Annotated in this window: 21 protein-coding genes; 9 read left to right on the top strand and 12 right to left on the bottom strand. The window is 37.2% G+C overall.

Going from position 1 to position 21,143, the window contains the following annotated elements; genetic code table 11:
* Nucleotides 1-231: 231 nt before the first annotated feature.
* Nucleotides 232-888, bottom strand: a complete 657-nt coding sequence (locus tag GVN22_RS05180) for a hypothetical protein (RefSeq protein ID WP_166549986.1) — start codon at nucleotides 886-888, stop codon at nucleotides 232-234.
* 262 nt (nucleotides 889-1,150) lie between these two features.
* Here GVN22_RS05180 and accD point away from each other — a divergent pair, with 262 nt between their 5' ends.
* Entirely contained in the window at nucleotides 1,151-1,993 is an 843-nt protein-coding gene (accD, locus tag GVN22_RS05175; protein WP_095161336.1) for an acetyl-CoA carboxylase, carboxyltransferase subunit beta, read from the top strand.
* Nucleotides 1,994-2,141: 148 nt separating this feature from the next.
* Here accD and GVN22_RS28075 read toward each other — a convergent pair whose 3' ends face one another.
* The 7 genes from GVN22_RS28075 to GVN22_RS05145 form a co-directional block, all read right to left on the bottom strand.
* On the bottom strand, nucleotides 2,142-2,264 hold the full coding sequence (locus GVN22_RS28075; RefSeq protein WP_255494244.1) for a hypothetical protein: 123 nt from the start codon (nucleotides 2,262-2,264) through the stop codon (nucleotides 2,142-2,144).
* Nucleotides 2,261-2,731, bottom strand: a complete 471-nt coding sequence (locus tag GVN22_RS05170) for a hypothetical protein (protein ID WP_166549985.1) — start codon at nucleotides 2,729-2,731, stop codon at nucleotides 2,261-2,263. The genes GVN22_RS28075 and GVN22_RS05170 overlap by 4 nt, the downstream gene beginning before the upstream one ends.
* A gap of 64 nt (nucleotides 2,732-2,795) precedes the next feature.
* Nucleotides 2,796-4,274 (bottom strand): tol-pal system YbgF family protein, encoded by a 1,479-nt coding sequence (locus GVN22_RS05165; protein WP_166549984.1) that lies wholly within the window; start codon nucleotides 4,272-4,274, stop codon nucleotides 2,796-2,798.
* A 149-nt stretch (nucleotides 4,275-4,423) separates the two neighbouring features.
* Nucleotides 4,424-5,182 (bottom strand): zinc ribbon domain-containing protein, encoded by a 759-nt coding sequence (locus GVN22_RS05160; RefSeq protein WP_166549983.1) that lies wholly within the window; start codon nucleotides 5,180-5,182, stop codon nucleotides 4,424-4,426.
* Between the two features lie 85 nt (nucleotides 5,183-5,267).
* Nucleotides 5,268-6,365: a Nif3-like dinuclear metal center hexameric protein gene (locus GVN22_RS05155; RefSeq protein WP_166549982.1), complete on the bottom strand. Its 1,098-nt coding sequence runs from the start codon at nucleotides 6,363-6,365 to the stop codon at nucleotides 5,268-5,270.
* A gap of 187 nt (nucleotides 6,366-6,552) precedes the next feature.
* Nucleotides 6,553-6,957, bottom strand: a complete 405-nt coding sequence (locus GVN22_RS05150) for a VOC family protein (protein ID WP_166549981.1) — start codon at nucleotides 6,955-6,957, stop codon at nucleotides 6,553-6,555.
* A gap of 236 nt (nucleotides 6,958-7,193) precedes the next feature.
* Nucleotides 7,194-7,868 (bottom strand): GIN domain-containing protein, encoded by a 675-nt coding sequence (locus GVN22_RS05145; RefSeq protein WP_166549980.1) that lies wholly within the window; start codon nucleotides 7,866-7,868, stop codon nucleotides 7,194-7,196.
* A 261-nt stretch (nucleotides 7,869-8,129) separates the two neighbouring features.
* Between GVN22_RS05145 and GVN22_RS05140 the strand changes: the two genes are divergently transcribed.
* Nucleotides 8,130-8,567 carry an NUDIX domain-containing protein gene (locus GVN22_RS05140; protein ID WP_166549979.1) on the top strand — a complete coding sequence of 146 codons (438 nt, stop codon included), beginning with the start codon at nucleotides 8,130-8,132 and terminating at the stop codon, nucleotides 8,565-8,567.
* Between the two features lie 210 nt (nucleotides 8,568-8,777).
* On the opposite strand, the gene GVN22_RS05135 is transcribed toward GVN22_RS05140, so the two are convergent.
* A complete protein-coding gene (locus GVN22_RS05135; protein WP_166549978.1) occupies nucleotides 8,778-9,566 on the bottom strand; it encodes an SDR family oxidoreductase in 789 nt (262 codons plus the stop codon).
* A 231-nt stretch (nucleotides 9,567-9,797) separates the two neighbouring features.
* On the opposite strand from GVN22_RS05135, the gene GVN22_RS05130 reads away from it, so the two are divergent.
* From GVN22_RS05130 to GVN22_RS05100, 7 genes are all read left to right on the top strand, one after another.
* The gene (locus GVN22_RS05130; protein WP_166549977.1) at nucleotides 9,798-10,511 is read left to right on the top strand and encodes a methyltransferase domain-containing protein; all 714 of its coding nucleotides are present in this window, start codon (nucleotides 9,798-9,800) and stop codon (nucleotides 10,509-10,511) included.
* Between the two features lie 57 nt (nucleotides 10,512-10,568).
* Entirely contained in the window at nucleotides 10,569-11,981 is a 1,413-nt protein-coding gene (locus GVN22_RS05125) for a DASH family cryptochrome (RefSeq protein ID WP_166549976.1), read from the top strand.
* 310 nt (nucleotides 11,982-12,291) lie between these two features.
* A complete protein-coding gene (locus tag GVN22_RS05120; RefSeq protein ID WP_095161326.1) occupies nucleotides 12,292-12,879 on the top strand; it encodes a LemA family protein in 588 nt (195 codons plus the stop codon).
* Between the two features lie 93 nt (nucleotides 12,880-12,972).
* The gene (locus GVN22_RS05115; RefSeq protein ID WP_166549975.1) at nucleotides 12,973-13,398 is read left to right on the top strand and encodes a TPM domain-containing protein; all 426 of its coding nucleotides are present in this window, start codon (nucleotides 12,973-12,975) and stop codon (nucleotides 13,396-13,398) included.
* Nucleotides 13,399-13,427: 29 nt separating this feature from the next.
* Nucleotides 13,428-14,204: a YgcG family protein gene (locus GVN22_RS05110; RefSeq protein WP_166549974.1), complete on the top strand. Its 777-nt coding sequence runs from the start codon at nucleotides 13,428-13,430 to the stop codon at nucleotides 14,202-14,204.
* A gap of 373 nt (nucleotides 14,205-14,577) precedes the next feature.
* Complete coding sequence (gene lpcA / locus GVN22_RS05105; RefSeq protein ID WP_166549973.1) at nucleotides 14,578-15,159, top strand: D-sedoheptulose 7-phosphate isomerase; 582 nt, start codon at nucleotides 14,578-14,580, stop codon at nucleotides 15,157-15,159.
* Nucleotides 15,160-15,600: 441 nt separating this feature from the next.
* A complete protein-coding gene (locus GVN22_RS05100; RefSeq protein WP_166549972.1) occupies nucleotides 15,601-18,639 on the top strand; it encodes an AsmA-like C-terminal region-containing protein in 3,039 nt (1,012 codons plus the stop codon).
* A 49-nt stretch (nucleotides 18,640-18,688) separates the two neighbouring features.
* Here GVN22_RS05100 and GVN22_RS05095 read toward each other — a convergent pair whose 3' ends face one another.
* The 3 genes from GVN22_RS05095 to atpF form a co-directional block, all read right to left on the bottom strand.
* Entirely contained in the window at nucleotides 18,689-19,765 is a 1,077-nt protein-coding gene (locus GVN22_RS05095; RefSeq protein WP_166549971.1) for a CHC2 zinc finger domain-containing protein, read from the bottom strand.
* Nucleotides 19,766-19,909: 144 nt separating this feature from the next.
* Nucleotides 19,910-20,446, bottom strand: a complete 537-nt coding sequence (atpH, locus tag GVN22_RS05090) for an ATP synthase F1 subunit delta (RefSeq protein WP_166549970.1) — start codon at nucleotides 20,444-20,446, stop codon at nucleotides 19,910-19,912.
* A gap of 45 nt (nucleotides 20,447-20,491) precedes the next feature.
* A complete protein-coding gene (gene atpF, locus GVN22_RS05085; protein ID WP_166549969.1) occupies nucleotides 20,492-20,986 on the bottom strand; it encodes a F0F1 ATP synthase subunit B in 495 nt (164 codons plus the stop codon).
* Nucleotides 20,987-21,143: the final 157 nt, after the last annotated feature.

Here is a 21,143-nt window from a genome sequence, read left to right as displayed (position 1 = left end):
GGAAAAACACCTGTAACAACCTAATAATTTGCGTCTTAGGAAGTGTCACTCTGAAATATAGTATCAAAAAAGGGGTCGAAAAATATTTTTCGACCCCTTTTTTGATAAAACTATGCTAGATATGAATGGCTTGAGACGCAATCATTGCGTCTCTACTGATGGAATACAAATTTTTACATAATCACTCACTCGCTCAATCACTAAATCACTAAATTTGGGATGACTCATCCTTTACAAAGTATCCAAATAAGTTAAGAATGCTTTTAAGTCTGTTTCATTTTTTAGATTAGGCTTTTCCTTACTCCACCATTCTTTCACTACACTCTCATCTTTGCCTAAAGCTTCCAGTAAAGATTTCTTGTCTTTCTTTACTTTCACGATGGTATTATCTGACTTCAAGAGATATAAGGTCTCATTAATATCAAATTTCATCGTTTTGGTTGCCGAATTATAGCCCGAAACATCAAACTTATGGGCTTTAAAATATTTTAGTAATTTGATTTTTCCATCATACGCCACTTCATAAAAAGTACCATCAGTCTGGCGGTCAATAGCAGGAAATCCTTTTTTGAATACACGCATACTGCCAGCAGCCTCCTCAAACCCAAATTCTACAATTGGTAAGGTCAAGACCTTTTCTTCCTTACCCTCTTTAAACTCTATGCGATTGTCGTAAGAATTAAATCGGACTTGAGGGATTGTCATTTTCCTTTCGTTCGAAAACTTCAAATATCCTTTTTTAAACTCCTGAGGAATATAAACTGTACCTTCTACATTGACTTCATGTCCATCGAACAAGACTCTCCCATCGGGAGTTTCAAGGTAGGATTGGGCTTTAGTATGATAAGATAAAAAGCAGATTATCAAAAATGAGGCTATTTTTTTCATTTCAAAAGAACTTAGATTGTTGCGTTTTTAGTTATATAGACCAATAAATTACGGAAAATGTTGTCAAAATCAACACTTTATCTGTAAATTTCTGGACTTAAAATCAGCTACTAAAACGAAAAAGCTTAGATAAAATTCAAGTTTTTGTTAATTCTCGATTGCTTAAGTTTTATCTTTGCGATTCATTATCACTCACAACGAGTATTTTACCTAGTGTTTCTTTTCCTAAAAAACACGTAAAATCTTTAATTGAAAAAGAAATATGTCTTGGTTTACCAGAAAAGATAAGGGGATTTTGACCCCAACCGAAGCTAAAAGAGAAGCACCAGATGGTCTATGGTATCAGTGTCCTTCTTGTAAAAAAGTAATGCATACGCGCGAACATCGCCTATTTGCTTGGACTTGTTCGTCGTGTAACTACCACGAAAAAATCGGTTCACAAGATTACTTCGAGCTACTTTTCGACCAATCACGTTATACAGAGCTAGATGCCTTTATGTCGTCGGGCGACCCTCTCAAATTCGAAGATACCAAACGCTATCCTGATCGTATCAAAGCTACAGAAAAGAAAACTGGCTTGAAAGATGCTGTTCGTACTGCGCACGGTAAAATGAATGATGTTGAGGTTGTAATCGCAGCCATGGACTTTTCATTTATTGGTGGTTCGATGGGCTCAGTAGTAGGCGAAAAAATTGCTCGTGCGATTGACTATTCTCTAAAGCACAAAATTCCATTCTTGATGATTTCAAAATCTGGTGGAGCTCGTATGATGGAGGCCGGTTTCTCATTGATGCAAATGGCTAAAACATCAGCCAAATTAGCGTTACTTGCTGAAGCAAAAATCCCTTACGTATCGTTGTTGACAGACCCTACTACTGGTGGTGTTACGGCTTCTTACGCAATGTTGGGTGACTTCAATATCTCTGAGCCAGGTGCTTTAATTGGATTTGCGGGTCCTCGCGTTATCCGCGAAACTATCGGTAAAGACCTTCCAAAAGGTTTCCAAAGTGCTGAGTTTGTATTAGAACACGGCTTCTTGGATTTTATCGTAGATAGAAAAGATTTGAAAGATAAGCTTACAGCTTTGTTCAATATGTTGAAATAATCATTACTTTATTGAGTGATTATTTTAAGATGAATTTCACTAGTAAAGACGCAATGCTTTGCGTCTAAAGATGTGTCATTCGAAATATAGTATCAAAAAAGGCGTTCGAAAAACTAGTTTCGAACGCCTTTTTTGATACTATATTTAACTAACGGTTTGCAACTACACGAAGGGCGGGATTTTTACCACAAAATTTGATTTGAAAACTAATGTTTGATTGACCACAAAGCTGTTGTCTGGTGCTGTTATTGGCAGTTATTTCTGTCATCATATTATTTCAGCTTGTCCAATTTGGCTGTCGCCTTCGTATATCCACCAAACTCGTCCTTTATTTAAATATTTTTCAATTGGTTGATTCATTAAGAAGCGAACTGTTACTTCTCTTTCTTCTCCTGGTTCAATAGTCGGTTTGTCTTGAAATACTATATCGCCAATATAAGTTTGTAATAATTGTCCTTTGTCGTTGTATTCAAAAACATGATTGGGTCTATAACCGCTAATAAATCCAGTTTGTCGTCCACCTTCTTCTGTCGATTTGAGTTTTAATATTGCCTTGACGGTCAACAGTCCACCGTTGTTTTCATATTCTAAGTCTCTTATGCTTGTCAAAGTATATTTGTCATACGCCATTACATCAAATATTTTTGATTGTCCAGTGTCAAGCCAGCGTTTGTATATGAGCTTTCCGTTCATGTACAAATACAGTTCATTGCCTTCTATTTTTTTTAATATTGCCATCGTCTATAATTGCCTATAACATCCAATATCCGAAATGAATGTTTTTTTAATCCTTCACAAAGTACTAAATTAAAGTATTCAGGGCAGCTTTGGCTTTGTTGTCAGCAGAGTTTTTATACTCATGTTTTGAATAAGTCAGTACTTTTTCGAAGTAATACTTTGCTTTTACTTTTTGCCCGCTCTCCTGAAAGATATATCCAAGCTGTAAGCAAGCTAATGCGCCATAACTTATCGAGGAATTTTGACTAAGTATAATAGCTCTTTCAAAGTGTTCTTCTGCCAAGGTTATTTCATGTAATTTCTGATGTATTCGTCCTTTGCGATAATTATATTCTGCTTTTTCGGCATGATCAAAAAAATAGCTTTCTTTCAAGTCTAAAACTCCTTCTTTTGCTTTTTGATAATACCCTCCATCAAAAGCTAAGCGAGCTTTCATTAAGATTTTTGAAGCATTGCTTTTAGTAGAGAGTTTAAACTTTTCAGCAAATCGTAACGCAGACTGATCAGACTCCACAATGGTTGAACCTTGTGTTTTTACTTTTTCTAAGTAGGCAATCGCTTTTGTGTCTTCATTATTAAGCCATAAACATAAGAACAGTTTGTAATAGGTATCCTTGATAAAATTAAAGCCTTTGTATTGCTGTAAAAACACTTGATAGTGTCGACTTGCCAAAGTATAATTCCCTTTCTGAATCTCTATTTCACCATGTAGATACTGCAAAAACGGAAACGCCCAATAACCTGTTTGAGCATTCAAGGTGTCACATTTTTTGAGCAATACATTGGCTTGGCTGCTATTGCCCTCTTTCATGTAGGTGGTGACTCCTAAAAATTGTATTAAAAGGCTTTCGTCATTTTTATCCAAAAACTGCTCATAATCCTGAAAAACCACGGGGGTAAAACCAAGAATATAAGCATGAGCCAAATAATACATTACGTTGGCTTCGGTAGCATAACGAGGTTCATTTTTGCTTACATTTTTCAATTCCTGCAAACCATTCTTAACAGAACCTTTAAGTCCCAATAGTTTGGCTACCCACAAAAAATTCTGAGGTATAGACCCAACCATAATATGAATCAAACCAAGTGATTTTTGTTGTGGGATAAAATTGGGAAACTTCTTGTAGTTATTTTCGAGCAATTTAGAGGCCTTTATCAAATTCCAAGCCCCTTTTACCTCATGACCAAATTTGAGCTTTGCAGTAGCCAAATGAAGATACATTTCGGCTATAATCCATTGTTTTTCGGGAGCAGTATCAGGGAAGTCTTCCAGTAAAGTCAATCTAGAAGATTGAGCATCGAGGAACTGCTCAAAATCGGTCTTATCTTCTGTAACCATCAACTCTATTAAATCTGTGTAGCTTTGAAGATAAAGCTTTATTCCAGAGGTATTTTTTTGCGAAGCTAATAAGGCTCTGGTTTCTTGCAAGCGTAATTTCCAAAGTGAAATATAAGCCCTTTGTAATACTGGATTCCAGTCAAAGTCATTTGCTTTACTTTGAAAATTTATCAAAACCAGAAAGACAACGATTAATCTTCGCATATTTATTGGAAACCTTTATTTGAAAGTTTTATAACGTCAATACTATGATTAAGTTGCAAAAAGGTTAATCTAGTCTGTAGAGTTGCCATAAACAAATAAAGCCCATAACTCAACAGTTATGGGCTTTAGATATATTTTCAGCAGATTTCTTAGCGTTTTGAAGCTGTGATAACGTCTTCAACACCAGCCAAGATACGACCGCAGTGCTCACATACGATAATACGTTTGTGGTCTTTGATGTCTGCCTGACGTTGTGGAGGAACTACGTTGAAACAACCACCACAAGCACCACGCTTAACCAATACTACTGCAAGTCCGTTTGCATAGTTTGTTCTTAATTTATCGTAAGGGCGCAACAAACGTTCTTCAACGAATTTTACTGCCTTGTCACGATCTTTCAACAAACGTTGCTCATCGTCTTCGCTTTCAGAAATCAAAACGTCCAATTCTTTACGTTTTGCATCAAGGTCTTTTTGACGGTGGAAAAGACGAGTTTCAGTTTCAGAAACATCATCACGTTTGTTTAAGATTTTGAATTCGAATTCACGCATACGTTTGTCTGCTAATTCGATTTCCAATTGTTGTAATTCGATTTCCTTCGAGATGGCGTCGTATTCACGGTTGTTACGAACGTTCATCTGTTGGTCTTTGTATTTGTTTACAAGCTTTTCTGATTCTTTTTTCGTATTTCTATTCTTCGAAATTTCATCTTCTAATGAAGCAATCTCACGATTGAATTTTCCGATACGTGTCTCGATACCAGCAATCTCATCCTCCAAATCACGAACCTCTTCTGGCAAGTCGCCACGCATTTTTTTGATACTATCTAAAGATGAATCTATGGTCTGAAGTTTCAGAAGTGCTTCTAATTTCTGAGCAATGGTTGTTTCGTTAGCTACTACTGCCATTTTCGTTATACGTTATTCGTTATGCGTTAAACGTTATTTGTTAAGTTCTATGTTGTAATGATTACCCTCTACTCCTAACGCCTGTTCAAAAATACTGTACAGGATTCGTGTTTACCTGACTTTTGAGAATCGCAAAATTACTAAATTTTTCAGATAAATAACTAATTATTAATTCCTTTGTGTAAACTTCTGACTCATAATGTCCAATGTCACAGATGATAATCTTGTTTTCGGCATCAAAAAACTCATGATATTTGTAATCAGCCGTCACAAACACGTCTGCACCTTGTCGAATAGCATCATTGAGTAAAAAGCCACCCGCTCCACCACATACCGCTACTTTCTGGATTTTTTTTCCTAAAAGTGGCGTATGGCGAATAGTAGATAAAGCCATCGACTCTTTTAAGTATTGTAAAAAAGATGATTCCTCTAAGGCTTCGTCCAAACTTCCGATGGCACCAGCTCCTACCTGTGCTAAATCATTCTCTAAGTTAGACAAATAATAAGCAACCTCTTCATAAGGATGCGCTTTTTTTAATGCATGCAAAATCGCATATTCCTGATGTGCTTGTAGAATGACTTCTATTCTAAACTCTTTTACCTCCTCATCTTTGTCTACAGTACCGATGAAGGGGTTTGCTCCGCCTGTAGGACGAAAGGTACCTGTTCCTTCCACTCTGAAACTACAGTTTTTATAATCCCCAATTTGTCCAGCTCCTGCCTCGTACAAAGCATCCAAGACTTTTTGACCATGCTCTACAGGCACAAAGGTTACAAGCTTTTTAAGAAGATTTTTTTTAGGCTGTAATATTTTTACATTTTGTAAGCCTAATTTTTCTGCAATCTTAAAATTTACGCCTCCTTCTACATGGTCCAAATTGGTATGTGAGGCATAGATAGCAATATCATTTTTGATGGCCTTGATGACTACTCTTTCAACGTAGTTTTTACCATTTAGTTTTTTCAAACCTTTAAAAACAATCGGATGATGCGCAATAATTAAATTACAGCCTGCCTGAATCGCCTCCTCAACCACAGCTTCTGTACAGTCGAGTGTACTTAGAACACCTTTTACTTCTTCGTTAGGATCGCCTACGATAAGCCCTGCGTTATCATAGCTTTCTTGTAAGAACAGTGGAGCCAATTGCTCCATATAATTGGTAATATCTTTTATTAAAGTCATATTAAGTACGAGTGATGAATTGTGAGTTAGAGCTGTACGAAGGATTTTCAACTATTGCAGATTTGGGATTTCTGATTTCGGAAATAAAGTAAAATACCTTTATTTTTTACAAAATACAGAAGGTTACAGTTCCGAAATCCAACGTCCGATATCCAAAATAATTGTTTTCATAATCCTTCGTATACAACTAGTATACAATCAAGCTTTTGGGCTGTATCAAATCCCAGAGGTTACCATACAAGTCTTCAAATACGGCTACTGTTCCATACACTTCTTGTTTTGGTTCTCTTACGATTTTGATTTGTTGTGTTAATAGGTTTTGATAATCTCTTTCAATATCATCGGTATATAAAAACATAAATACTCGTCCTCCTGTTTGATTGCCTACTCTAGTCTGCTGCTCTTCATTGGCTGCTTTTGCTAGTAGTATGGCACATTCTTTGGCTCCTTTTGGTTTTACCAAAACCCAACGTTTTTCTGGGCTCATGATAGTATCTTCGATTAAATCGAAGTGTAACTTTTGGGTATAAAACTCAATCGCTTGGTCGTAGTCATCCACGACAATAGCGATATGGGCAATGTGTTGATTCATATCAAGTTGTTTTACAAAAAGCAGTTTAATCTTTTTCGTCACGGGTGAATAAATTCACTCACTAAGTGGACTATCTAAGAGTAAGTTATTCTCCAAAAGTCATAATAACTTAAATGGAGAGTATTTCTTTTTCAAAATTACTGGAAAATTCATCCACTTCTATCAACAAAGAAAAAAGGCGAGAAAATCCCGCCTTCTTTAAATCGCCACAAATATATACTGTCAAATGAAGATTTCTAGTCTTGTCTCACGACACTGCCTCCCGAAGTTTTAGCATCTACGACTGGAGTGCCTCTAAAATATACTGAGCTTGCTCCTGATGCTACCACATTGAGATAACGAGAGGCCATTACTCTTACTTTACTAGCTCCAGATACATCTAAGTATGCCTCCTCACTTCTCATCGAAAAACCATTAACTAATGATGCCCCGAATACACCTCCAGAAATCTTTTGGGTATCACCCAATACATCCATGGTAGATCCGCCAGAGAGATTAAAAGTAAAATATTGTATATCTGAGTTTAGGTCTAGGTATGAAGAAGCTTCAAGACTAACATCCATATCTCTTTCATCGAAACCATATACCTTACCTGTGCTTGCGCCATACAACTCGATAGAGCGCAATGATGGCATTACAATATCAAAAGTAACCTGATAGCGGTTATTACGAGGATAACTATAGTTCGCAATTAATACCCCGTTTCGTACATAAATATTAAGGTCATTTATATCTATTACATCCCCACGTACATAGATACTGTAGGTGTTTCCAGCTCTCACATTTACTTTAAATCCACTACCCATCTCGATACCATCAAAGTTACGGAGACGAACTTCCTCCTGGATTTCTTCAAATCTTGGCCTAATTTCTTCTCCTCGGAGAAAACATCCTGTTAAAGTAAATATCATTAAGCCTATAACGCTTAGGAATAGAGTTTTCTTTGAAGTTTTCATAATAACTATACGTGTTTATGCCTTTTTTAAGGGCGTTTTGATTAAGAAGTTTTTCTGAGGTTCATTTGTCTTACTGACAAATCAATCGTATTTTACCCCTAGAATATTTTATACGTTAACATTTCATTAAGAAAAAAGTGAATAGGGGCTTGCCTAAAACTACAAAAAGGTATACTTCTATTACTCAACATCTCAATAATTTTAAATAAGTAGTTTATGAAAGTAAGGCCAAGTGTAGCAATTATCGAAAACAACCACCTACTATTGATGCGTTATGAATATGGTAGTACCCAAGTTTATAATTTACCCGGCGGTAATACTGATCCCGGTGAAACATTGGTCGGTACTTTGGAAAGAGAACTCAGAGAAGAACTAGGGATAGAAATAGAGGTAGGTCCAATGTTGTTGACGGGAGAGGTAATTCTACCCCAACAAAAAACAGATGTATTACACTGTGTATTTATCGCGCAGGTTATTGGTGGAATTCCGATATTGAACCCTTCAGAGACCAGTGCTTTAGAAATCAAATGGATTCCTCTTTCTGAGATTAACCAGTTAGAAATGTATCCCAATGTTGGAGCAGAATTACAAGATATCCTTTTTCAGAATCAACTAGGAAAATACGTCGGAAAAATAAACCAGAAGTGGCACTGATTAGTGTTGAATTTTGAGTGTGGAGTTGGGACTGCTCGAAGGATTTCAAGCTATGGCAGATTTGGGATTTCTGATTTCGGAAATAAAGAAAAATACCTTTATTTTTTACAAAATATAGAAAATTACACTTCCGAAATCCAACATCCGAAATCCCCAATATATGGTTTTATAACTCCGCCCTCAAAATTCAACACTCCACACTCTTTAAGGTTATAATCCTAAGATTTTTCCACCATCTACAGGTAAACTTACTCCTGTAATATAAGAAGCTGCTGGTGAACATAGAAATGCCACAGCAGCGCCAAACTCTTCTGGTTCGCCAAACCTTTTGGCTGGTATATCTACCTGCAAAATCTTTTCTACTTCTTCTCTAGGTGCTCCTGTAAAATTCATTCTCGATTCTATCAGCGAGTCTAATCTCGCCGTTTTGGTCGACCCTGGCAATACATTATTGACAGTAATGCCAAAGGGGGCTAACTCACCTGCTAAAGTTTTTGCCCATGATGCTACAGCTCCTCTTGTAGTATTTGATACTCCAAGTCCACTGATGGGTTGTTTGACAGAGGTAGAAATAATATTGACGATTCTCCCGAATCCTGCTTTTTTCATCGCAGGTACGCATGCTTGTACGAGGATATGATTACAAACCAGATGATTGGAATACGTTTGAGTAAACTCCTCAATGGTCGCCTCTAAAATAGGACCACCCTTAGGTCCTCCAGTGTTATTGACGAGAATATGTACCTCTGGAAACTTGTCTAGGTGCTGTTGTACTCCTACTTTTACTTGCTCAGGATTAGAAAAATCAGCTACAAAATAATGATGCTGTTGTCCTTGGCTAGTATCTAAATCAAGAAGTGTTTTTTGTAAAGAGGCTTCGTTACGTGCTACGAGCGTTACATTGGCACCCAATAATGCTAACTCTATGGCCGACGCTTTGCCTAAGCCTTGAGTACTTCCGCATACGATGGCATTTTTATGTCTTAAATCTAAATTCATTAGCGTTTCCTTTTAGTTACAGTTTATGATGTTGAAATTAGCATTCCAATATTCTTGTTACAAATGCTGATGTATTCTTAGCTCTTTTTACAAAACAAAAATGGCAAATATCTCTTTATACAGTAGATACAACATATCTTACGTTTACTAGATAATTACCTATAGAAATTCTTTTCAAGTGACTATCGTCCAAAAGACTTCGGTCTCTACAAAAAACTCATCCTTTCCCTTATGCCAGACTTATCATATCGAAGCAATCAGCCTGAACTCATCGACGATTTTGAGCTTGATAGCGATGCTCTTCGCCAGAATTTAGAGGAATTGGCACTCATCAATCAATACCTAGGGGGAAATCAAGTTACTATTGGAGGGTTACGATCCCTTTTGAAAAATCAGGATAAAGCTCAAACTATGGTAATTGGTGATTTGGGTTGTGGCGGTGGTGATATGCTAAAATTAATGGCGCGATGGCTTCAGAAAAAGGGATATAATAGTAAGCTCATTGGTATAGACGCCAACGATTTCATGATTGATTTTGCACAAAAAAGAACTCAGGATTTTCCTGATATTAGCTATTTACATGAAAACGTTTTTGCTGAAAGTTTTCAACAACATACTTTTGACATTGTGGGTATGACGCTTTTTTGTCATCATTTTACAGACGAACAGCTCATTCGACTTTTTGAATTACTCAAAAAACAATGCCGTTTGGGTTTTGTCATCAATGATATTCATCGCCATTGGTTTGCTTATCATTCGATTGCTTGGATTACTAAGCTTTTCCTCAAATCTTATCTTGTGAAGCACGATGCCAAACTTTCTGTCTGGCGAGCCTTCAAAAAGTCGGAAATAGTTTCATTGCTTGAAAGAGCTGGCATTCGTCATTACCGTATCCGATGGCGCTGGGCATTTCGCTGGGAGGTGGTCGTGGAAACTAACCAATAATAATTTTCCTAAAACTAAAACTCCCTCGGAAAGTTATACACTAAAAAACATATTAAAATGAGTATTATAGTTTGGTATCGCAACGATTTAAGAGTACACGATCATGAGCCTTTGTGGAAAGCCTCTCAAAAAACCACAAACGTATTCCCTGTATATATTTTTGACCCTAGGCAATTTGAGGAGCTATCTGTAGGTTTTTCGAAAACAGGATGGCTTAAAACCCAATTTTTAATAGAATCCGTTCAAAATCTTCGAAAAAACCTTCAATCTATCAGCTCAGGTTTGATTGTCAGAGTTGGAAAGCCAGAAGAAATTCTCCCAAGATTAGCAATTGAATTAGAGGCTGAGGCGGTCTATTGCTCAGAAGAAGTAACATCTGAAGAAACAGGCGTAGATGCACAAGTAGAAGAAGCCTTGCAGACGATGGGTAAATCGATGTCCTTTTTCTGGACTTCGACCTTATTTCACGTTGATGATTTACCTTTCGATATTGACCAGTTGCCAGACGTTTTTACACAATTTAGAAATAGAGTAGAAAAGTCATGTAACGTACGCTCTTGCTTTGATACGCCTTATGCTCTTTTGTTCAAAACTAATGTAAGCATTGGTACTATGCCTACGGCTGAAAGTCTGCTAGGGTACTCCTCTGATGCTACTACTCATTATGTAGGTGGTGAAGATGCAGCAAATCAACGTTTGAAAGAATACATTTGGGAACAAGATTTACTAAAGGTTTATAAAGAAACCCGCAACGAAATGCTTGGTATGGACTTTTCGTCAAAGTTCTCTGTTTGGCTAGCAAACGGCTGTATTTCTCCAAGGCATATTTATCAGCAAGTCCAAGAGTATGAATACCAGCGTGTCAAAAATGATTCGACGTATTGGCTGATTTTTGAGCTTCTTTGGCGTGACTACTTCCGTTTTGTTTCGATGAAATATGGCAATAGAATTTTTTCAGCCAAAGGTATCAAACAAGATCAGCACGTGCAGTGGAGTCGAAATAAGAGAATATTTGAGCTTTGGAAAAACGGAGAAACTGGTATTCCTTTGATTGATGCTAATATGAAAGAGCTTCTTGCTACAGGATTTATGTCAAACCGCGGACGACAAAATGTAGCTAGTTTCTTGGTAAAAGATTTAAAAATAGATTGGACTTGGGGCGCTAGTTGGTTTGAGAGTCAACTACTCGATTATGATGTATGCTCTAACTGGGGCAACTGGAATTATGTAGCAGGCGTAGGCAATGATCCTCGCGAAAATCGCTATTTTAATATTTTGACACAAGCTACTCGTTACGATAGCCAAGGTGAATATGTAAAACATTGGCTACCTGCATTGGCTTCGGTTCCAGCTGACAAGGTTCACTTGATTTCGGTACTACCACCTTTAGAGCAACAAAAGTATCAAGTACATATAGGTGTAAACTTTCCAAAAGCATTGTTTGATGTAAATCGTTGGCGAAAAAAGTAGTTGAGATTCTTAGTTTGGTTGTTGGTATTTCTTGCATTTCAAATAAACAGGTTACCATTCATCCACAAAAAAAGCGTCTCAACTAGAAATCGTTTTGGCTAGTCTTTTTTACTATACATTTGACAAAGAATCGAGATTAATATGACATTAGGTTTTGGAGAAAGCTTTTTTTTCCTGATATAAAATACTTAACTTGTCAAATCTAAATCGAGACTTATATTTGGCTTGTGTCGTCTAAGAGGCACTTCCAAGGGGTAACCTATCCACTCGGAGTTTATCCACAATTTTAACTTTAAAATTTACCAAGACTATGTCAAAAGGAACCATCATTGCATTAGTTGTTGCAGCAGTTTTAGTATTCTGGGGAATCGGTGTAAGAAACGGAATGGCTACAAGCGAACAAGATGTAGAAGCATCTTGGGCAAAAGTACAAACTGCTTATCAGCGCCGTGCTGACCTTATTCCAAACCTTGTAAAAACAGTACAAGGAGTAGCAAATTTTGAAAAAAGTACATTAACAGACGTAATCAGTGCTCGTGCTAGTGCGACTCAAATCAAGTTAGACGCAAGTGATCTTTCGCCTGAAAACATGAAGAAATTCCAAGAAGCTCAAAGCCAATTGAGCGGTGCTCTTTCGAGATTAATGGCAGTAGCTGAAAACTATCCAACGTTGAAAGCAACTGAAAACTTCTCCGAACTACAAGCACAATTGGAAGGTACAGAAAATAGAATCAAAGAAGAACGTGACCGTTTTAATGATACTGTAAAGGAATTCAACAATAAAGTGGTGACATTCCCGAACAGCTTAATTGCAGGTTTCTCTGGTTTTAGCAAAAAAGGCTATTTCGAAGCTGATGCTTCTGCTCAAAAAGCACCATCGGTAGATTTCTCTAAATAATCCTCCGAAACAGCTAAATTTAAGTAACTTCTCAGCTATACTATTGTTGAGAAAGTGCTTAAATTTAGCTGTTTTCTTTTTTCCAATATTCTTATGCTACTTTCTGAAGAACAACAAAGTATCATTGTCGAAGCTATCAAAGCTGCTGAGAAAGAAACTTCGGGCGAAATCAAAGTTCATGTTGAACAATTCTGTCCTGGAGACGTGCTCGAGAGAGCTAAAGCCGTGTTTGCTCAGCTCGAACTTCACAAAACCGCACAACGAAATGGGGTGTTGTTTTACTTAGCTATCGTTGACCGCAAATTTGCTATTTTGGGAGACAAAGGCATTAATGACGTTGTTCCTGCCAATTTTTGGCAAGACATCCGCAATGATATGCAATCTCATTTTGTCATGAATCAGTTTGCGGCAGGTTTTGCCGTAGGTATTCAAAAATCGGGAGTTGCGCTCAAGCAATTCTTTCCTTATCAATCGGATGATATCAATGAGATTTCTGATGAAATTTCATTTGGTGATTAATTATAACATGCCATCCTATCTAATCAGTCATGTCTAGAAAAATACAACAATATTTGGCAGTACTTATTTTGTCTCTATCATTTTTTGTAAAAGCGATTGGACAAGATATTCCTGCACAGCCTAACCCTCCTCTTATGGTAAGTGATTTCGTGATGAAACTCAAGCCAGAAGAGCGTAACGCATTAGAACAAAAACTTAGAGGCTATCGTGATTCGACCTCTACAGAAATTTCAATTGTCATTGTAAAAAATACAGGTGAATCTGACCCGTATGATTATGCCATGAAAATTGCCAAAACGTGGGGAGTTGGGGCTAAATATAAAAACAATGGGGTCTTACTCTTATGGGCTACCGAAACTCGTAAAATTCGCATCGTAACAGGTAGAGGTATCGAAGATGTTTTGCCCGATGCTATCTGTAAAAGAATCATCAATACGATTATTGTTCCGAATTTCAAGCAACAACAATGGTATCAAGGTCTAAACGAGGCTACCGATGAAATGATTCAGCGTGCAAGCGGTGAATTCAAATCTGATGCGACCTCAGATGATGACAGTCCATTGGGCTTTTTTATCATTGTTATTCTCGTCATTATATTTATCGTTATTTCTATCATTATTTCAAAACGTGGCGGCGGCGGTGGTCGTGGAGGTTACCGAGGCGGTGGCTGGACACCTCCAATTATCATTACTGGCGGCTCGTCATGGGGTAATCGTAGCGGTGGTGGCGGTGGTGACAGTGGTTTTGACTTCGGAGGCTTCGGCGGTGGTGACTTCGGTGGCGGTGGCGCTGGCGGAGACTATTAAGTATGAGTGTTGAATTGTGAGTTGTGAATTAGGGTTTTAGGAAGGATTTTAAAAACCGTTTATTGGGGCGGATGTTGGATTTCGGAAGTATAATCTTTTTTATTTTGTAAAAGCAAAGGTATTTTTCTTAATTTCCGAAATCAGAAATCCCAAATCCGCAATTATTGGAAATCCTTCGTACAACCCTAATCCAATATCCGACATCCGAAATTTTTTCAATCCTTCGTAGACCACTCGATGGGGAATTTGTAATTTTGTACACAAAATAAAATTATGCGAGAAATGTAACTAGCCACAGTGCTACGGATATTTTTCAAAAATCCCAAATCAGTCTCCAAATTGCCATTAGGCTTCATTAAATTTTTGAGAATCAGTGCTAAAAAATATCATATCACAAGAGCTTAACGAAGCTCAACTTGTTCTCCAGAAGTTTTTATCGGACGAACATAATATTCAGCAAATTGAGGCCGCAGCACAATTAATGGCTGATGCTATTAAGCAAAATAACAAGATTATCTCTTGTGGAAACGGTGGTTCGCATTGCGATGCCATGCACTTTGCTGAAGAACTTTCGGGTCGTTATCGTAACGAACGCCGTTCGATGCCTGCCATTGCTATATCAGATGTTTCCCATATTTCTTGCGTAGGTAATGATTATGGCTTTGAATATATTTTTTCTCGCTTTGTAGAAGGTTTGGGAAATACAGGAGATGTGCTATTGGGTATCTCTACCAGTGGCAACTCTGCCAACGTGATTCGTGCCGTAGAAGCTGCCAAAGCCAAAGGCATGAAAATCGTGATTTTATCAGGAAAAGATGGTGGAAAGCTAGCAGGACAAGCAGATGTAGAAATCATTGTTCCGCATTTTGGCTATGCCGACCGTATTCAAGAAGTACATATCAAGGTAATTCATATTCTGATTTTACTTATCGAGAAATTGGTTATTGGGGAGTAGTCATCTGTTAATTGTTAGTGGTTATTCGAAAAATTTGTACGCTAGCAGTCGATGCGCCATGTTTGAGTCTCAAGCCAAGTGAAATCTAGCATAGTAACATCAAAAAGCGGTTGGAAAATATTTTCTGACCGCTTTTTTGATTCCATGGTTTTAACCTGATACTTCCTTAGACGCAAGCATTGCGTATCTACAAGTAAAAATAATCACTCATTCGCCAATCACTAATTCACTAAATATCGATAGTCCATTTGCTCAATTAACTCACAATTTTTAACTTATGATTCGTTGTAAAGTAATAGTGCTTCAATTATTCAGTATCACTATAGGCAAAATTTAGTTCTTTTATTCGTTTTGCCTAAGGTTTATGGCTTCTTGCCTAACGCATAATCATTATTACTTACTTTGCATGTACAACGAAGTACATGTTTTTATCTAACAACTATGAAAAAGCTAAGCCTTACCCTATTGGCCGTCTTAACAGGATTGTTAGGTCTTGCCTATACCTTACCCTATTTTTTTAAGGATCAGATTCAGGAACAAGTCAATAAAGCCATTATCAAACAGGTAAAGGGTAAAGTTTATTACTCAGACTTGAACCTATCTTTGTTTCGTCATTTTCCCTACTTGGCTATCAATATCGAAGATTTTGGAATCGTTGGTCTTGCCCCATTTTCTCAGGATACGTTAGCTCAGGCTAAAGGTTTTGAGCTATCTTTTGATGTAATGAGTTTAATCAAAGGACAAAAAATCATACAAAACATCCGCCTAGAGCAACCTAAGATTTACCTCAAAATTCTAAAAAATGGTCAGGCGAATTATGACATTTTTGTGCCTTCTAAAGATACAGGTACTACTTCAGGAAAACCTTCGGAAGGGGTTCAGTTACAAATCCAAAATTGGCAAATTGTAAAAGGAACAATTTTGTACAAAGACCTTCAAAAAGACTCTGAAATACTGATGACAGATATTGAACACAATGGTAGTGGCGATATCAACAAACAGATTTTTGACTTGGCTACCAATACTGAAGTCAATCAGGCCTCGGTAGTTTGGGAAGGGAAAAACTATTTTAGCCAACGTAAGCTAGCATGGCAATCATTAATTCAGGTTAATCAATCTGCCAAAAGCTATTCTTTTCAAGATACTCGCATTCGTCTCAACGATTTTGAATTATCTTTTTCAGGGAAAATTCAACAACAGGATTCTACCTACACGATGGATGTAGCATTTCAGACTCCTGAAACTAATTTTAAAAATCTGGTTTCACTCGTTCCTATGATTTATCAAAATCAGTTTGATGCGTTGAAAGCAGAAGGTGATATTCAATGCACTGGACAAGTGAAGGGCTTATATGCTTCTCAATCAATTCCGTCATTCCATTTGAATGTACAGGTAAAAAATGGCAGTTTTCAATATCCTTCTCTTCCAACTGGCGTCAGTCAGGTTTGGGTAGATTGCGACATTAACAACACCAGTAATCAACTTGATAGTACTCAAATTGCGCTTAATCGTTTTGATTTATACTTTGGTAAAAATCCTATCAAAGCAAAAGCTAAAATCAAGGGGCTATCTCGCAGTATCGTTGATGCTGACGTAAAGGGTGAGTTTCAGCTAGAAGAACTCACAAAATTATTCCCTATCGAAGGTACTCAGCTGAAAGGTCGCTTTGGTGTTGATCTTCATAGTAAAGGCACGTATGACTCACTTACAGGGCAATTTCCTGTAACAAATGCTCAAATGCTTTTAGAAAATGGGTATATCCTTTCAAAGCAATTTGCCAAGCCCATTGAAGATATTCACTTTAAAGCAAACTTAACCAACCAAGATGGAACACTTAAAAATAGCCTATTAGCAATTCAGGAAGCCACTTTTCATGTTTTGGATGAAACCTTCCAAGCCAAAGGTTCGGTACAAGACTTTGATGCATTTAAGTGGGATATCACTGCTAAAGGTAAGCTTGATTTAACACAAATCACAAAGATTTTCCCTGTAGAAAACACTACACTCAAAGGTAAAATCGATGCAGATATTCGTACGCAAGGGAATCTCAAAGATTTGAAAGCGAAGCGATATGGTAGTTTGAATACAAATGGACAAATGGCTGTATCCAATTTTGAATACCGTTCAAAAGAATTACCACAAGGTATTAAAATCGATCAAGGGCAAGCGAAGCTTTCTCCCAACAGTCTAACTATTACTCAGTCCAAAGGATATCTAGGAAGTAGTGATTTTGAGGCAACAGGTACGATGAATAACTACATGGCTTATGCACTTACGAATGATGTTTTGAAAGGAAATTTTCAGGTCAAATCAAATCATTTTAATGTCAATGAATGGATGAGTTCTGAGCCCAAAGCCACTACTTCGGGTCAAGCACCAAATCCCAATGCACATCCTAGTGTCGTGGAGGTTCCTAAAAACCTACAATTAAGCCTCAATACACAAGCTAACGAGATTGTTTATGACAAAATGGCCATGAATAATGCAAAAGGGATTATCAGAATCAATAACGGTACTATTCGTCTTGAAAATACGAATTTTGATGCATTAGGAGGGCGTTTTGCCACAACAGGTAGCTATGACCCAAGTGATATTGCTCACCCTAAATTTGATTTTGGATTAAATTTGGAGAAAGTAAATTTCACGGAGGCTTATCAGCATTTAAGTGTCGTGAAATACCTTATGCCTTTGGCGCAGTTTATGGTTGGAGAGGTATCTTCTCAATTTAAAATCAATGGTGAGTTAACACAAGATATGATGCCGAATTTTGCCACATTAAATGGTTCAGGTTTATTAAAACTCTTGAAAGCTAGCTTACAAAATAGTCCATTAATCGAAAAGTTAGTCGCAAATACGAAGTTGACCCAATTAAAAGACCTGCAATTGAACAATGCACTTATGCAGGTTCAAATCGACCACGGTACTCTAAAAGTAAAGCCATTTACGGTAAAATGGAATGACTACGCAGTCAATATTGGCGGACAACACGGCATCGTTGGCGATATGGACTACAAATTAGCCTTCGATATACCCAGTGGCAAAGCTGGACAAAGCTTTAATAATTTATTCACACAATGGACAGGAAAAGCCCTGAATAATGTTCCTAGAGTCAAGTTTGATTTGTCATTAATAGGTACGCTCAAATCGCCTATTGTCCGTTTTGATAACAGCAGTACAGCACAAAATTTGAAAGATGCTGTTACCTCCGAAATCAAATCTCAAATTGATAATGCCAAAAATCAAGCAGTCCAACAAGCGGAAGATTTACTAAAGGCAGAAAAAGAAAAGCTTTTAAAAGAAGCACAGGATAAGCTTAAAACAGGTCAAGGAGATATTCAAGCGCAAGCCAAAGCAACGGCAGATAGCTTGAAAAAAGCAGCCTTAGAAAGAGCCAAAAAGCTAATAGAAAGTCAGAAGAAAGGAGTACTTGATGGTATTTTCAAAAAACCTCAACCTGCCAAAAAAGACTCAACGAAGTAATAAGTAATCCGAAAGCACTACGATGCTTTCGGATTTTTAGTTTTTCACCTTAAAAAAGATTTAACTGTTCATTACTACCCAATTTATCGGTATAATAGTCATTTACGTCTTTGTACTCGTCAGGAAGTTGTTTTCGCGAACAAGTAAGTCCAAAGTGACTAAATATCTTCTCTAATTCATCGGCGGCTTTATGTCCAGCCTTATCATTGTCCAGATAAAAAATCACATTCGCACGCTTAAATAGTTTTGCCCAGTCTTTCTTGAAAACATTAGCTGTTCCTAAACTTACGGCAGTTTTGCCCGCCTGCACCAATCGCATACAATCAAAAGCTCCTTCGGTAATATAAACATCTTGGTCTAGCTTGATTTTGTCTAAAGCATCAGCATTAAACAAGGTAAGAGGATGTTTGTACAAAAACTGATAACGTCCGTGCCCTTCGGGTGGTGGACCTAATACGCGCCCTTGAAGATACACAATCCTACCATTTCGGTAATATGGAATAATCAAGGGGTGTGCATAGAAGATTAAGTTATTCTTATCGTTAAAAAGCCCTGATTCTTGCAAGTCTAGCGTCGAGAAACGTTGTTTGAGATACCAACTAACATTTGCATAATCTTTGACCATAAAAAGCCTAAAATCCTGAATTGTTTTATCTGTAAATCCTCTTGACTTTATATATTCCAGACCCGATTTGGATAGCTCGTTGGAAGGTTGCTGCAAACAACAATCTCTAAAAGTCTCATAAATCTGGGAGTGTATTTCTTCTACAGGCTTTTCTTTCTCTTGTAACTTTTTGACATCTACAGTTTGTAATGTATTCTTTGCTGAAAGAGGTTTAGTACTTTTCTGATACTTTTGAGGCGAATATCCAGACAAATACGTCTGAGCCATTGTTTGAATTGTATCTTTAATACTCAGTTGTCGAATTTCAGAAAATAGCGTAATAGAGTTACCCGTCTTGGCGCAGCCAAAACAGTAAAAACTATTGGTATGCGGATACAATACCAAAGATGGGGTATTTTCCTCATGAAAAGGGCAAACCATACGATTGCGGTTTACCTCCAATCCTAGATCTTGCGCTACCTCTAATATCGAAACCTGACTTAATTCGTCTAGAACTGTCATCGTGTTGGGGATGATTTAGAATTTTGAAGAAAAACAAAAGACATTCAGCCTCTATTAATTTTACCTCAAATATAAAAAAACGACAGCCTCCGTGAATCACAGAAGCTGTCGTTTTTGATATTAATAAGTACTTTCTTTCTAAAACTATTGAAGGAAAGATACTTTCAAGTCGTTTAATCTTGCTTTTACTGAAGTATCGATTTGACGGTCGTTGATACGAAGTACATAACCACCTATCAATTCAGGGTTCACTTTTTCAACCAATTCAACAGTCTTACCTGTAGCTTCAGTTACCAAACGAATAAATTCTGCTTTTTGAGCATCCGTCAAAGGAGATACGGTTGTAACTTCCGCTTTTTGGATACCTTTATAAAGAGCATACTGACGTTGGAACTCTTCAGCAATAGCAGGAAGAATTTTTTCACGGTTTTTCTTAGTGATAATTTCAAAAATCGAAAACGTTACAGGGTCAACTTTATCTTTGAAGATAGCAGTCAAAATACCTAGTTTCTGTAAGTGTTTTACGATTGGGCTTTTCAAGGCTAAAACAAGCTGACGGTTTTCATCGCAAACTTGATCAAAAAACTTCATGTCTTCATGAACTTTTTCAATTACACCTTTTTCAGCGGCCAAACCAATCAATGATTTAGCATATCGGAAAGCTACACTTTGTTCTGACATTTCTCTTTACGCTTTGAGTTGCGAGCTGGTAAGCTCATCACTGAATTAGTTTAATTTAGCATCAGATAATAAATCTGTAACCAATTTTTCTTGAGCAGAACGATCCGCTAATTGATTACGAAGAATTTTCTCTGCAATTTCCAAAGAAAGAGCAGCCGTTTCTTTTCTAATTGAAGCTACTGCGCTAGCTTTTTCTTGTTCGAACGCTACACGAGCTTTTTCGATTTCAGCACTTGCGGCTTTTTGAGCTTCAGCTTTAGCATCAGAAATCATTTTATCTGAAGCTTCTTTGGCTGCTTTCAAGATACCATCACGTTCAGCGCGAGCTTCTACCAATAGTTTTTCGTTTCCAGCTTTCAACTCTGCCATCTCCTCACGAGTTTTTGCTGCCAAAGCTAATGCACTTTCAATAGACTCTTCACGCTCATGTAAAGAAGCAATGATTGGTTTCCAAGCGAATTTTGCTAATACAAAGAACAAAAGGCCGAAAACTACCAACTGCCAAAAGATCAGACCTAAATCAGGAGTAAGTAATTCCATATTAAATAAATGTTTTTGCGATTGAAAAGCATTTCTTGTATTGTGTAATTAGGAAGTGCTTTTATCAGGGTTTACTATATGATTTGGAAAATGAATTTTCTCAAAAAACTTCGTGCTATCGGCCTAATGCGTAATAACACGAAGATAATTTTGTGCT

The sequence above is a fragment of the Cellulophaga sp. BC115SP genome (assembly GCF_009905545.1).
GTDB lineage: Bacteria > Bacteroidota > Bacteroidia > Cytophagales > Spirosomataceae > Flectobacillus > Flectobacillus rivi.
The sequence above is the reverse complement of the archived record's forward strand: the minus strand, read 5'-3'. Positions and strand labels throughout refer to the sequence as shown.